Raw genomic sequence first — 14,378 nt, forward strand, 5'->3', positions numbered from 1 at the left:
TTCGTCACAGACATCATTTATATGTAATTTTGCTCCGACTCGGGAAAGGGGGTGCACGTGACTATGAGTAACAAGAGCTACCCAATTAAAGAAAACTCTATTGTGATGAAAGTTCAAGGAGGAGAACAAAAGGTTATGAAGAAAATTTTGACAGTCGCTTTGTCTACAGCAATGGCATTCTCCATGTTTGCTTCTGTAGCATTCGGTGATTCCGCAGTATCCGTACAAGACAAATACAACTCCCTGGAAGCTAAAGGAATCTTCAACGGCTATCCAGACAAGCAAGCTCACCTGGAAAGAGACATGACTCGCGCTGAGTTCGCGAAAGTCCTGACTAAACTTCTCGGTCTGAAAGAAGTAACTGGCACTCTGTCTTACAAAGACAAAGGCTACGACGCTAAAAACTGGGCTGTTCCTTACATCGAAGCAGTAACTGCTGCCGGCATCATGGAAGGCCAAGACAAAGTAAAACAAATCTTCAACTACAACGGTAAAGTAACTGTTGAAGAAATGGCTACTGCACTGGTTCGTGCACTGAAACTTGAAGTGCCTGCCAACGCTGAGAACAGCGCGTCCACTTGGGCTAAAGGTTATGTTCAAGTAGCAATCGACAAAGGTCTGATCGCTAAGGACATCAACTTCCAAGCTAACGCTACTCGCGAACAGCTGGTTACCGCTGCTTACCAAGCAGACCAAATCATCAACCTTTCCGTAAAGGAATACAAAATCGCTGAAAACGGCAAAGACATTGAGTTCACTTTGACTTCCGGCGAAGTTGTAAAAGTAACTTTGGAAAAAGCCCTCGAGCCTAACAAAGAAACTGAAGTGAAATTCAAAACATCTGCTGGCCAAGAAATCACTGCAAAAGTGACTTGGGTTGTAACAGCCGCTCAAAAAATCGTTTCTGCTTCCGGTACAAACTACAAAGAAGTAGTAATCAATTTTGATGGCGAGCTTGACCAACAAACAGCTGAAAATGCAGACAACTACAAAGTTGCTGAATTTACAAAACTTGAGTCCGCTACTTTGTCTTCCGACAAGAAGAGCGTAACTCTGTTGCTGCAAGAAGACAGCAAATTGTCTTCGCAAAAAACTTACAACCTGAAAGTTAACGGCGTCAAAAATGCTGGCGGCACTAAGACTTTCAATGAAACAGTTCAATTCTCTGCAGTAGATACTCAGCTTCCTCAAGTTAAAGAAGCTAAAGCTTTGGGAACAAAAGCGTTCAAAGTTGTATTCTCTGAGCCAGTAACGCAAACCACTGCAAGAAACTTGGCTAACTACAAAGTTGACGGCAAAAACATTTCCGGACATGTAGATTATACTTATCCGAACATTGCCTTCATCACTACTGATCTGAGTGTTGGTAAACACACTTTGACAGTGCAAGATGTTCAAGATTATGCAAACTTCAAAGTAGCTCCGGTTGAGACGGATCTGACGGTTGCTGAAGATACGGCTGCACCAGAAGTTGAATCCGTAAAAGCAACGGACCTTACTAAAGTTGAAATTACTTTCAATGAATCCGTAAAATCGATCAGCAAAGTATATCATACTTCCAGCAGCAAAAATGCTGATTACAAAATTAAAGACAACAAGCTCATTTTGACTTTCGACAAAGATAAGCAATTGAGCTTGGGTGAAAACACGATCTATGTTGATGGTGTAACTGACTACAGCGGTAACTCTGCTAACCGTCAAATTAAAGTAACGCCTCAATTGGATACAACTCGTCCGACTGTAGCTGGCGTAACTAGCGAAGTTGATGGCGATGTTACGAAAATCACTGTTGAATTCTCTAAAGATGTAAATGCTACTGACATCGCTAACAGAGAAAACTTCACGCTGAAAAAAGAAAATGGAGACATTTTCACTGGTAAAGGCTTTGATACTAAAGGCCATCCAGTAAATGAACCTAAATTCGCAGTAAGCAAGTACAACAATGAAAAACTGAAAAACAAAGTTGTTCTGACAACAATCGGTAAATTGCCTTCTGGCAAATACACCCTTGAAGTTGCAGGTGTTCGTGATAACACGGCAATTGGAAACACTATTGTTCCTCAAAGCGTAAGCTTTACTGCAACTGAAGCAGGTAACATTGAGCTTAACTCTGCTTGGTATACGGTTGACGAGGACAACAACTACGTTGTAAATGTTCAGTTTAATAAACCTGTCGTAACTACTGGTAGCGGAAGTGCTCTGGATGTAAACAAATACAACTATGTTGTTGGATCAACTTACTATCCATTCCCATCCACATCGACTGAAATTAAACTTTACAGCTCTAACACTGTACAACTGACTGTGCCTAGAAAAGATGTTAAAGTTAATTTCGACGCAGGAAATGTTAGCATCCGTGCAACTAACATTTCTGATGCTGATGGAAACTTTGTATCTGACAAAACAGTTAGTTTGAAAGATCGCAAATCTTCGAATATTGCTGTCGACAAAGATAGTGTTAAAGCAACAGCCAAAAACAAAATCGTTGCTGACTTTAAAGGTGAGTTGACTCGTCTGTTCGCTTCCGATTTTGAATTTACAGTAGGAGGCAAAACGTATAATTCTAGCGACTTCTCTGCCAATATTGTAAATGCATCTGCTGGAAAAACATCGGTTGAATTTAAGTTCTACAACGACGTAATTCCTGCTGAGTCCGGTGTTGTGCTTAAAACTGTCGCACAAAATGATATTAGATCCGTTGATGGTTATGGCCGTTACCTTGAAGAAATTCCAACTACACCTGTAGCCGATAAGATCGCTCCAGTGTTGGATAAAGAAGCAAATGACAAAAATCCTTTGAGCAGTGTTATTAAGACTAACACTGTAAATGGAGTTACTTACTACGAAGCTGAACTTACATTTGTTGAAAATGTAAAAGTATACTTCACAACTTCCGCATTTAAAGTTGCAGTAAATGGTAATCCTACAGATACTGTTAATGCACGTACGGAAGGAAAGAAATTGTATGTTCAGTTTAAGTCTTCTGACATCAAGTCTGTAAACGACATCCTCAACCTTGAAGTTTACCTTGAAGGTAACGCAAATGGTAAGTTTGTAACGGACGAAGCAGGAAATGCTGCAGAAGATTTCCAAACTTCTGTAAGACGTTAATAATATCTTCTTAAGAAAGAGGGGCTAATGAGAATATCTCATTAGTCCCTTTTTTGCATAATAATTCTAAGGAGGTCCAAATGAAAAAAGTCTTTATTATACCGACCGTTGTTGTCACAACGTTGGCTGGCATCGCCCTCGGCTCCATCTTCAACATCACAGCTCAAGGCGCTAGCTCTGTAGGTCAACCTGGCACAGCTGACGACCCTGTTGTCACTAAAAGCTACGTAGATCAACAAATCCAAAAAGCGTTAGGTGGTGGCGGAAACACAACAACTACGCCGCCAACCAATCCAACCACACCAACGACACCACCAACCAATCCTACAACGCCACCTGCCACGGATAAGCCATCCGGTGGCAAGGATGAAACAACGATCGTTGAAAATACGGTGTCGGTTGTTACGCTGAAGCCAGGCGAAAAGCTGATTGCCAAAGCCGGTACTGAATTTATTATTCGCAGCGGCAAGGGCGTGGTATACAGTGAAGATGCCAACGGCGTAGCCGACCTTACGGATGGAAAAGATATTGCTAATGGACAAGCCGTAGGCAATAACCACTTGCTTTCTTTTCCAAGAAATGGGCGAGGCATTATGGTGCAAGATGGTAATAAATACAATTTGATTGTCATGGTGCGCGGTGGATATTCGATTCAATAATTAAAGATGAGTCACTTTTATAACCTTATTTTTGCCATAAGTAACAATGATTTATACGTCTAACGCCATGCATTTTACAGATACTAATCCTGCAGTACATCTATGCAGGAGGTGCATTTTTAATGGCTAGATCAAATAATCGAAATCGTAAAATCGTTCCTGAATCCGGGCATGCATTAAATCAGATGAAATATGAAATTGCTGCCGAATTGGGGTTGAGCTCGGCATACGGATCGTCCGGCGGCTCGGCAGATACGGAATTTGCCGGTGAGCTGGGGGCAGTTGGTGGGTTTGTAGGCGGAGGCACTTACGCCGGCCATTTGACTTCCCGTCAAAATGGATCCGTAGGCGGTGAAATGACCAAGCGGTTGGTTCGCCAAGCTCAGCAAAGCTTGTTGTAATTTCGAACCTTCGTTGTATTTGAATGTATTAAGGCATAGTGTATTCAGTACTCTTATCTACATTTAAAGCAATACAAATCCCATATTAAGGGTCCCTTGGTCCCGAGAAGGAACTTTTTTTGCAAATAGAGGATTGCTTCTCCTTTCGTTGACATAGGTTGACAAATGCGTTAATATGACCATTGAGGATTGTCATGCAGCCTTTTCCTGCTTGGGAAAAGGTTCATTTTTTGTATAGGACATACTTATCGCCGCTTGCTTGGCGGCATCGTTGTAGAGAAAGTACGTCGAAGACGTTTTTCTTTAGATATAAGAAAATGTGGCCTTTGGTACTTCATGATCTTATATTGCAAGAAAAACTCCGATAAAATGCGGTTTGTTTTCCGTGAAAGTACGTCGGTTGACGTTTTTCTTAATATTTTATCCTTAGGAGGTTGAACCTATGTCTGTTAAAGGACGTCATCTGTTTACTTCAGAGTCCGTTACGGAAGGACATCCGGACAAGATTTGCGACCAAATCTCCGATGCGGTGCTTGATGCATTTCTGGAAAATGATCCTAACGCTCGCGTAGCTTGCGAAGTTTCGGTTGCGACGGGCCTCGTGCTTGTTATTGGTGAAATCAGTACCAAATCCGAGTATGTAGATATCCCAGCTATTGTTAGAAATACGGTTAAGGAAATCGGTTATACTCGCGCCAAATACGGCTTTGACTACAATACGATGGCTGTTTTGACGTCGCTGAATGAACAGTCGGCCGATATCGCCCAAGGCGTTAACGCTGCCCTTGAAAACCGCGATCCGGCTCAAGTGGACAAGGAAACGGAAAACATCGGGGCAGGCGACCAAGGTTTGATGTTTGGTTTTGCAACGAACGAAACGCCTGAACTTATGCCGCTTCCGATCGCATTGTCCCACCGTATTGCACGCCGTCTGTCCGAAGTTCGCAAAAACGGAACACTTGAGTACCTCCGTCCGGACGGTAAAACGCAAGTGACGATCGAGTATCTCGACGGCAAACCGGTACGCGTGGACACGATCGTTGTATCGACGCAGCATTCTGAGGATGTAACGCTTGAGCAAATTCAAGCGGATATTAAGGAAAAGGTTATACTTCCAGTTGTACCGGCCGAATTGCTGGATAAACAAACGAAATATTTCATTAACCCAACCGGACGTTTCGTTATTGGCGGCCCTCAAGGGGATGCCGGGCTGACAGGCCGTAAAATCATCGTCGATACTTACGGCGGTTACGCACGCCATGGCGGCGGCGCGTTCTCCGGTAAGGATCCGACGAAGGTAGACCGTTCCGCGGCGTATGCAGCTCGTTATGTGGCGAAAAACATCGTGGCAGCCGGACTCGCCGACAAATGCGAAATCCAGCTTGCTTACGCGATTGGCGTTGCTACTCCGGTGTCCATCAACGTCGATACGTATGGCACAGGCAAAGTAAGCGACGAGAAACTGGTAGAACTGATCCGGGGCAACTTCGATCTTCGTCCTGCGGGCATTATCCGCATGCTGGATCTGCGTCGCCCAATCTATAAGCAAACCGCTGCTTACGGTCATTTTGGCCGGACGGATGTGGATCTTCCTTGGGAACGCGTAGATAAAGTGGAAGAGCTGAAAGCGCAAGCGGGTCTATAAGCTTTATCCCTTATTCGTTTATAATTCTTTGAGGTCCCCGCATGACAATGAATCGTACCGAAGTAAGTTCTCACTTTGCGGGAGATGCTCATCAAATAAAAACCTCAGTTCGGCTTCACGCCGGCTGAGGTTTTTTGTCGTAGAAAAACCTTCCGGCCAAAGTCCTAAACTTCATCTCTTTTTTAACCGAAAAAGAAGTATAGGTGTGTGTTTTGTGACGGGCTCATAAAACATGTCAGGAGAACACGACGCCCGGGAAAGGAAGGATGAGACGAATGAGAAAAAGGCTGTCACTACTGTTGGCCTTCATCTTAACGATCGAGGTGATCTATGGGGGGCTTGGCGCTAACGCTGCCGTTTCTACCCAAGATTTAACCCCGAAGATTTCGGTCGCTCCGAATGCGTGCAGTACGGAAGGAGTTGGCCTGACGCCGATCTTCAATTTGGATTTTAATCAACCCATGAAATTAGTCGTACTCAGCGGTGGGATAACCCGAGTTTATTTACAGGATCTTACCGATCCGAAGGGAAGCATGGATAGTCTCCCTGTTCAAGAAGATCCGGCCCAACAAACGCATTTTGAGGTGAGATTCGACAATCAGAAGCGACTGCAATATGGCCATAATTATGCATTAAAGATGAGTGCGGAGGCTTTTCAGACGGCCGATGGACAAAATACGCCTTCAGAAGAGTTCGCCTATCCATTTAGTACGGTCAAAAAAGCAGTGCAGTCTTACGAGCCGGCATCAAATGCAACCGGAATCAATCCTGTACAACTGAAGCTCAAAATGAAATTCAACGAAGACATGGCCGCCGGTACGGGTTCTATTCAAGTCATCAAACAATCGGATAATGCTATCGTAGAGACGATTCCGGCTGCCGGCAACCAGGTGAGCGTCAACGGCTGCGAGGTTGTCATTTCATTGAATCAAACGCTTGCGAGCGATACGACTTACTGGGTAAAAATAGACCCGAATGCTTTCACAACCAAAACGGGACTTCCGTTTGAAGGCATAAACAGCCCTGGCGAATGGTCTTTCAAGACACAAGCGAAGACGGCCATCGCAAGTACATATCCGCGCAACAATGACGTGAACATTCCGGCAGCAACGAAATTTACGATAAACTATAACTTTCCGGTTATAGCGGGTACCGGTGCCATCGAGCTTCGACGTACGAACGGAGCTTTGATCAAATCCACTTCGGCCAATGATACCTCTATTGTAACGGGAAGCGGCACTTCCCAGATTACGATTGACCTGAGCAGTTACATAACAGGCAACTCGGGGTATTACGTGACGGTCGCCGACGATGCTTTTACCGATCAGCAGGGCAACGCCGTCCAAGGGATTACGTCTTCGAATGGCTGGAAATTCACGACGGCTGTCGACAATTCCTCGGTTCTGACCATCACCAACTTCAGTCCATATCATCAAAGTACGGGCGTTGCCATCGATTCCGATTTGTACTTCACTTTTAACCGGGAAGTGGTACGGGGAACAGGCGAAGTATCGGTGCGCAAGTCCAGCAGCGGCAAGGAAGTGCCGGTCAATGTCAGCGTAAACGGCCGCGAAGTGCGGGTTCGGCTTCAGTCCGGTTATACATTCGATTATGATTCGACGTATTACGTCACGATCGGTAAAAACGCTTTTTACGATGCGCAAAACTACAACAACCAATACGGGGGATTAACATCGAGTTGGACGTTCCAGACGCCGGTAACCGACAAACAGCCTCCGGTGCTTCAAAGCAGCGAAATGTACAACAACACGACGATCCGGCTGACCTATAACAAACAACTGTATTCGGATACATGGCTGCAAACAAGCAGCTTCTCCGTGACGGTCAACGACGAGGTCCGAAAAATCAGCAATGTTTCCACGTCTGGAAATAGCGTCTATATTTCGCTGGAAACCGGCGTGGCCGTCGGCCAAAACGTCAAAGTAAGCTATAGCGGTGGTTCGCGTCCGATTCAGGATCTTTACAAAAATCAGGCGGCAACCTTTTCGGCGCGGGATGTGGTCAACGGCATGGACACGGCCCTGCCCAAACCTTCAAGCGGTAATGTGTCGTACAGCAATGTGACCTTATATTTCAATCAGTCGCTTAAATCAGTTTCTTCGTTTGCTTACGAGCAGTTCACGGTAAAAGCGGATGACACCACGGTAGACATCAAATCGATCAGCCAAAGCGGGCAAACGGTTTATTTGACGCTAAGCAGCCCCGTTTCGGACGGTCAGGTGGTAAAAATAAGCTATAAGCCGGGCAACTATCCTCTGCAGGACAGCCGGGGGCAAAACATTAGCGCCTTTACCGACTTTTTCGTCCGCAACTATCAGGATACCAAACCGCCGGTGTTCCAAAAGGCCGAAGCCTTGGACAAAAAAGTGACCATGACGTACAACGAACCGTTAAGCACGAGCAATATACCGATGAAAAGCCAATTTTCGGTTCTGGTGAATGGGGTTCCGAATTACGTGAGCGCCGTGGAAATTAAAAACAATCAGGTTATTTTGACGCTTGCGACGGCAATAAACAAGCTTTCCAAAGTTACGGTTTCCTACGTTCCGGGTACGAGCCGCCTGACCGACCTTAATGGCAACTCCGCAGGTTACGTCAATCTGGAGCCTGTCAAAATCGTTGAAAGCGGCGCGACGAGCGAAGTCAAATCAGTAACGGTGCAGGGGGATATCCTGCAAATTACGTACAATAGAACCCTTTCCCAGTCCAACGTTTCCTCCGGGCTTTTCCAGGTATACGTGGACGGGTTGATCCGCGGCGTGCTCCAAGCGTTTGTCAGCGGCGATACCGTGTCCCTGAAGTTGAGCAGTCCGGTAAGCAGCGGCCAAAGGGTTGAAGTAACGTATCTGACCGGGGCTAACGGCATTATAGACAGTTCGGGCAACCGATTGTCGCCATTCGACAAATTGGTGGCGGGAGAAAACACAGGGGACAAGTCGGACGTCAATCGTCCGGACTATTTGTCGCTGACCGATTTGAAGGATTTCGGTATTTCGGTATTCGTGTTAAACGATCAGGCCGCGATTCCTTCGGCGAATATCCAATCCCGGAACAATCAAATGATCAAGCATCTCGTCGTGGATTCGGAAAAGCTTAAAACGACGTACGAGTATATCGTAAACAGCAAATCCATCAGGCATTTGACGTTGATCGACGCTCAGTCGGGATCAAACGGCGTTTCCGCAAGCATTCCGTTAAGCGCTCTGGAGAGCATTTATTCGAAGGATAAAAATGCGGCGATCGCCGTAAAAGCGGGCGAAGCGATGATAGTTCTGCAGCTGAGCAAGCTCAACATGAACGAAATTGCACGGAGCTTGAACACTTCATCTTCGAACGTTACTTTAAACATCGCGGCCGAAAAACTCACGGGAGACGCAGCCGCCTTCACGAACGGCAAAATAAGCGCATCCGCCATTACCAAAATGACCGAGCCATTCGACTTTTATATAACGGCGGTCAGCAACAGCGCTTCCGCTTACTCGGTGGAGGTGCAGGTCGACAGTCAATATTGGATCGCGAGCTCCTTGGCCGCCCTCGTCGATAAAATAAGTCTGTTCCAATGGGATGCGGGCGCGGATAAAATGACCTTTGTTCCTTCTCTCATGGAAAACCAAGGATCGAAAAAAGTTTTCAAGGCGAAAGCGAAAGGAAACCATACGGTCGTCGTTGGCGTTTCGTACAAATATTATAACGACGTCGGCAGCCACTGGGCTTCCAAAGCGATTAACGCATTATCCGGAAAATTGATCGTTGAGGGCAGAACGAGCTCCAAATTCGAGCCGAATCAAATGATTACCCGTGCCGAGTTTGCGGAATACGTTGCCAGAGGATTGGGTCTTTCGGGCGATGTGCAAACCTCCCAGCGCTTTTATGACATCACCAATACGAAGGAAAACGCATTTATAGGAGCTGCGGTAAAAGCAGGAATCATCGTCGGGAACAAAGACGGTTCATTTAAACCGAACAACCCGATTACCCGCGAAGAAATGGCGATCATGATGATGCGGGCCATGAATTACGCCGGATACCAGGCGACGCTCGCCTATACTCCGGAAACGTATTTAAAGAAGTTCGCCGACTATAAACAGATTCAAGCGAAAGATGCCATCGCCAAGCTCCTCAAAGAGGGAATCATTCAAGGCGTAAGCGAAAAAGCGTTCCAGCCGAAAGGCAACGCCACTAGAGCTCAGGCCGCCGTGATGCTTCAACGAATGTTAGAGAAAATAGAATATATGTAAGCTCGTAGCCTGGCGCTCTCTTTTGCAGGGGGCCGGGCTTTTTTTCTCCCATTTCTATCGATTTCGCTAAAAAAAGCGGATTTTTCCGTAACTTTTCAGGTTTAAAACAGTCTATTAAATAGGACAGAGGTTACAGATTAGTAATCTCTTAAACTCATGCGAGTTTTAAATCCAGGGCAACGACGATTGGTGATGGAACTTTTTACTAGCGAATGACGTCAGTATATTATTAGGTTCATTCTTGTTTCCGGGGATGGAACGTGTTTGAAAAGATGGGAGAGTAGCGCTTCATGAAAAGAACCAGAGAGAAAAGCAAAAGCAAGCAGGGGATGGCCGCAAGCAAAAAATGGATGGTCGTATCGCTGGCGGGGCTGCTTTTTATCGCGCCAGTCGTCGGGAGCGGAGTGCCGCTGAACGGACATTCCATTTCATCGATCGCAAGCGCGGCTTCGGCATCGGTCGTCAAGCTGGATGAATCACCGGTCACGTCCGGGGCGATGTTGACGAAATACAAATTTACGACGACCCGCTCCGGGAAGCAGGCGACGGCACTTGCGGACGTCATCCGGGTTGATCTGCAAAACCCTTACGTGAAGATCGACGTCATGAACGGCAAAGCCGGCCAGTTTACGACAAAACAAAGCACCGGCGGCATGGCCAAAGAAAACGGCGCGGTTGCGGCGGTAAACGGAGACTATTTCAACACGACGGCGGATGGCGCGCCGATCGGCGGGCAAGTAACAAACGGCGTGCTTTTGTCGACGCCGTCGGACATTAAAGGGATGTATTCCTTTGCGGTAACAACCGATGGCAAACCGATCATCGACGAGTTTGCTTTCAGCGGGACCGTTACGGCGGAGGATGGCTCCGCTTTCCCGCTCGCGGGCATCAACAAAACCTCGTACAATCCCGAAAGTAGCGGCCAGACGTACAGCCATGTCGACGCCATGTACATTTACACCAGCGCATGGAAATCGACGGAACGTCCGAAAAACAGCGCGACGACGCCGGTTGAGGTGCTGGTGCAAAACGGCGTCATTACCCAAATTTCCGATGTTGGCGGCTTCACGGGCATGTCGGTGCCTCAGGACGGATATATTTTGCGGACGCACGGCAAGGCGGCGGAGTTCGTTAAAAATCATCTGGCCGTCGGTCAGACGCTTAAAACGAGCTACATGCTGAATTCGAAGACGATGGGGCAGTCGGTGGATCCGGCTAATCTGCAGATGATGATCGGCGGGCATACCATTTTGGTGAATAACGGCAAAGCGACGTCTTATTCCCGCGACGTTTCCAGCATCGGCGGATACCGGGCGCGGACGGCTCTCGGTTATTCGAAGGACGAACGTTACGCCTACATTGTAACGGTAGAGAAAAACGACAACAGCTCCGGCATGTCGCTTGGAGAACTGCAATCGTTTATGGTGGATATCGGTGTATGGAAAGGCATGAATCTTGACGGAGGAGGTTCGACGACGCTTGTCAGCCGACCGCTCGGAGATAACGATGCCACGCTGACTTTCAATACAGAATACGGTACGGAGCAGCGCAGCGTTGTAAACGGTCTGGGCGTATTTTCCGAGGCGCCAAAGGGCGAGTTGAAGGGATTGAAGGTCAGCGGCTCATCGGCCATTCTCATCGGTCAGCAGGCGTCGTTTAAATTGAAGGGTTACGATACCTACTACAATCCGGTGGATACTTCCGGCCTTACGCCAACATTGAAATCCAGCAACGGCAATATTAAAGTAAGCGGACAAACCGTTACCGGGGTGAAACCGGGAACCTCGACCATTACCGCCGTCAGCGGCAAAGCAAGCGCAAGCATGGAGGTTAAAGTTCTTGGAGCCGATGATTTGACCGAGCTCAATGCAGGATCCCAGACGGGACAGCTGAAAGCAGGCAGTACGGTGTCCGTGCCGGTTACGGCCGTCACGAAGGACGGGCAGAAGATCGATGTGCCTGAAAGCGCGCTGAAGTGGGAATTCATCGGTTTTAAAGGCAGCGTGCAAAATGGCAAGCTGACCGTTGCATCCGTGGATCCGAACGTCAAAGTCGGATATGCGATCGCCCGTTATAACGGATTCAGCACGGCGGTGATCCTGTCGGCTGCCGGCGAGGACATGTGGGAAAACTTCGAAAATGTCTCCTATCCGGTCCAGTTTACGAGCAACAACCCGCAAGTGAGCGGCACGGCTGCCGTAACGCAAGGAACGGGAGACCGCGCCAAATCCAAGGTTCTGCAGCTGACATACGACATGACGGCGGGAACAGGCAAAATGTACGCATACGCGGAACTGAACGGCACAGCCGGCAAAACGATTGCGGCGCCGGCCACACGGATGTCGATCGATATGATGGGAGATCACAGCCTGAACTGGGCTCGAGCCGAGCTGAAAGACAATAACGGTCAAACCGTCTATGTGGATCTGGCCAAGACGATCGATTGGGACGGCTGGAAAACGCTCGACATCGATTTAAGCGATAAAGGTATTGCTTTCCCTGCCCAACTCAAACGCATTTACGTCGTGAACGTGGAAGAGGGTCAGGACGAACGGGCAAAAACAGGCACGGTCGCATTCGACAACATCCAATTTACGATGCCTTCGCTCTCAAGCGATGCCGGCCTGCCTACCGGAAAAGTCATGATGACGATCGGCCAAAAGTCCTTCACATCGAACGGACAGTCGAAAACGATGGAAGCTGCTCCTGTCATGAAAGGCAGCAGCACCTATATTCCTATCAAATACGTGCTTGATACGTTCGGAGGCCAGGCAACATGGGATGCCGCCAATCAAAGAATCACCGTGACCCGTGGTGGAAAGGTCATGGATTTGACGGTAGGAAACACGGATTTTATCCTAAACGGAAAGCGCAAAGGCGCAAGCGTTGCTCCATATATTAATAGTGGTCGTACTTTAGTCCCACTTCGTCTCGTATCCGAGCAATTAGGATTAAATGTAAAATGGGAACAAAACACGAAGACCGTCACCATCGAATCATGATATGGTATGATATGTATAGAAATGAACTAATGAAAACGGATCACAGGAGTCAGTCCCTTGCGATATATAAGTTACTGTGTACGCCCGGACGGACTCGTAGCTCATTCTATATAGAACTGTAATGGTAAGAAATGGAGTAGAAATACGTGGATTTTCAAGCCGATGCGATAGACCGCGTCATTAAGAACGCCATTCAGGTGATGGAAAACAGCAAGTATCAGATGTTTGAGATTCTGGAGGCGGCCCGGGACGAGCTTGCCTCATTGAATCAGGAGCTGCAATATGTGATGAAGGAAACGATCGAAACGCTGCAAAAGGTGGATCAGCTGGAGCTGAACTACAAGCGTTCGCGCATCCGGCTGACGGAAGTCAGCCGGGACTTCGTCCGCTACAAAGAGGATGACATCAGGCAGGCGTACGAGAAAGCTACGCAGCTGCAGCTCGATGTAATGATTTATCGCGAGAAGGAAATGTACCTGAAGGCAAGACGCGATGAATTGCAAAAAAGAGTCCGAAATGTTGAAAACTCTGTTGAACGTGCTGAATCCATCGGATCACAAATGGGTGTGGTACTGGAGTACTTGTCAGGCGAACTGGGACAGGTGACTCGGATTATCGAAACGGCGAAAAACCGTCAGCTGATCGGTCTGAAAATCATACTGGCTCAGGAAGAGGAACGCAAACGAATTGCCCGCGAAATCCATGACGGCCCGGCACAGCTGCTTGCCAATCTGGTTCTTCGCACGGAAATTGTGGAAAGAATGCTGATGAAGCAGGAATTTAAGATGGTGCAGGACGAAATATTAGATTTGAAGGGACAAGTGCGCTCCAGCCTGGAAGAAATGCGGAAGGTGATATTCAACCTCAGGCCGATGGCCCTTGATGACTTGGGTCTGATCCCGACGCTCCGGAAATACGTACACGATTACGAGGAAAAAACGAAAATCCGTACGATCTTCGAAACGCGGGGCAAAGAACACCGTCTGTCTTCCGCCATGGAAGCGGCCATATACCGCTTGGTGCAGGAAGCTCTCAGCAATGCGGCCAAGCATGCCTACCCTACTTATGTTTTAGTCGAAATTACATACCAGGCCCAGATGGTGAAAATCGTTGTCCAGGATAACGGGCTCGGTTTCAAGGTGGAACTTCTGGAACAGAAGTCCAAGGATCATTTCGGGCTGATCGGGATGCGTGAGAGAGTAGAGCTACTTGAAGGAAGAATGGAACTTGAATCCGCAGAGAACCAGGGTACAAAGATCGTAATCCATATCCCAACGAACGTGGAGAAGGGAAAGGAGTAA

7 protein-coding genes are annotated in these 14,378 nt (G+C 47.5%); all 7 read left to right on the top strand.

The genetic code is table 11. From position 1 onward, the window contains the following. Positions 1 to 63: 63 nt before the first annotated feature. The 7 genes from GQY55_RS22040 (at position 64) to GQY55_RS22070 (ending at position 14,378) form a co-directional block, all read left to right on the top strand. On the top strand, positions 64 to 3,111 hold the full coding sequence (locus tag GQY55_RS22040; protein ID WP_160044073.1) for an S-layer homology domain-containing protein: 3,048 nt from the start codon (positions 64 to 66) through the stop codon (positions 3,109 to 3,111). A gap of 80 nt (positions 3,112 to 3,191) precedes the next feature. Then, positions 3,192 to 3,770: a hypothetical protein gene (locus GQY55_RS22045; RefSeq protein ID WP_160044074.1), complete on the top strand. Its 579-nt coding sequence runs from the start codon at positions 3,192 to 3,194 to the stop codon at positions 3,768 to 3,770. A gap of 122 nt (positions 3,771 to 3,892) precedes the next feature. Beyond that, on the top strand, positions 3,893 to 4,171 hold the full coding sequence (locus tag GQY55_RS22050; RefSeq protein WP_160044075.1) for an alpha/beta-type small acid-soluble spore protein: 279 nt from the start codon (positions 3,893 to 3,895) through the stop codon (positions 4,169 to 4,171). Between the two features lie 442 nt (positions 4,172 to 4,613). Continuing rightward, positions 4,614 to 5,816, top strand: coding sequence for a methionine adenosyltransferase (gene metK / locus GQY55_RS22055; RefSeq protein ID WP_160044076.1), 1,203 nt, complete (start codon positions 4,614 to 4,616; stop codon positions 5,814 to 5,816). A 275-nt stretch (positions 5,817 to 6,091) separates the two neighbouring features. Beyond that, entirely contained in the window at positions 6,092 to 10,075 is a 3,984-nt protein-coding gene (locus GQY55_RS22060; protein WP_160044077.1) for a SwmB domain-containing protein, read from the top strand. Between the two features lie 290 nt (positions 10,076 to 10,365). Beyond that, on the top strand, positions 10,366 to 13,077 hold the full coding sequence (locus GQY55_RS22065; protein WP_160044078.1) for a stalk domain-containing protein: 2,712 nt from the start codon (positions 10,366 to 10,368) through the stop codon (positions 13,075 to 13,077). Positions 13,078 to 13,223: 146 nt separating this feature from the next. Continuing rightward, positions 13,224 to 14,378: a sensor histidine kinase gene (locus GQY55_RS22070; protein ID WP_160044079.1), complete on the top strand. Its 1,155-nt coding sequence runs from the start codon at positions 13,224 to 13,226 to the stop codon at positions 14,376 to 14,378.

It is taken from the genome of Paenibacillus sp. USDA918EY (assembly GCF_009870825.1).
Classification (GTDB): domain Bacteria; phylum Bacillota; class Bacilli; order Paenibacillales; family Paenibacillaceae; genus Paenibacillus_AQ; species Paenibacillus_AQ albilobatus.

What these genes read in the sequence shown, in the direction of transcription:
- GQY55_RS22040 (WP_160044073.1), top strand. Translation starts at nt 64, where the DNA reads ATGAGTAACAAGAGCTACCCAATTAAAGAAAACTCTATTGTGATGAAA.
- GQY55_RS22045 (WP_160044074.1), top strand. Translation starts at nt 3,192, where the DNA reads ATGAAAAAAGTCTTTATTATACCGACCGTTGTTGTCACAACGTTGGCT.
- GQY55_RS22050 (WP_160044075.1), top strand. Translation starts at nt 3,893, where the DNA reads ATGGCTAGATCAAATAATCGAAATCGTAAAATCGTTCCTGAATCCGGG.
- metK (WP_160044076.1), top strand. Translation starts at nt 4,614, where the DNA reads ATGTCTGTTAAAGGACGTCATCTGTTTACTTCAGAGTCCGTTACGGAA.
- GQY55_RS22060 (WP_160044077.1), top strand. Translation starts at nt 6,092, where the DNA reads ATGAGAAAAAGGCTGTCACTACTGTTGGCCTTCATCTTAACGATCGAG.
- GQY55_RS22065 (WP_160044078.1), top strand. Translation starts at nt 10,366, where the DNA reads ATGAAAAGAACCAGAGAGAAAAGCAAAAGCAAGCAGGGGATGGCCGCA.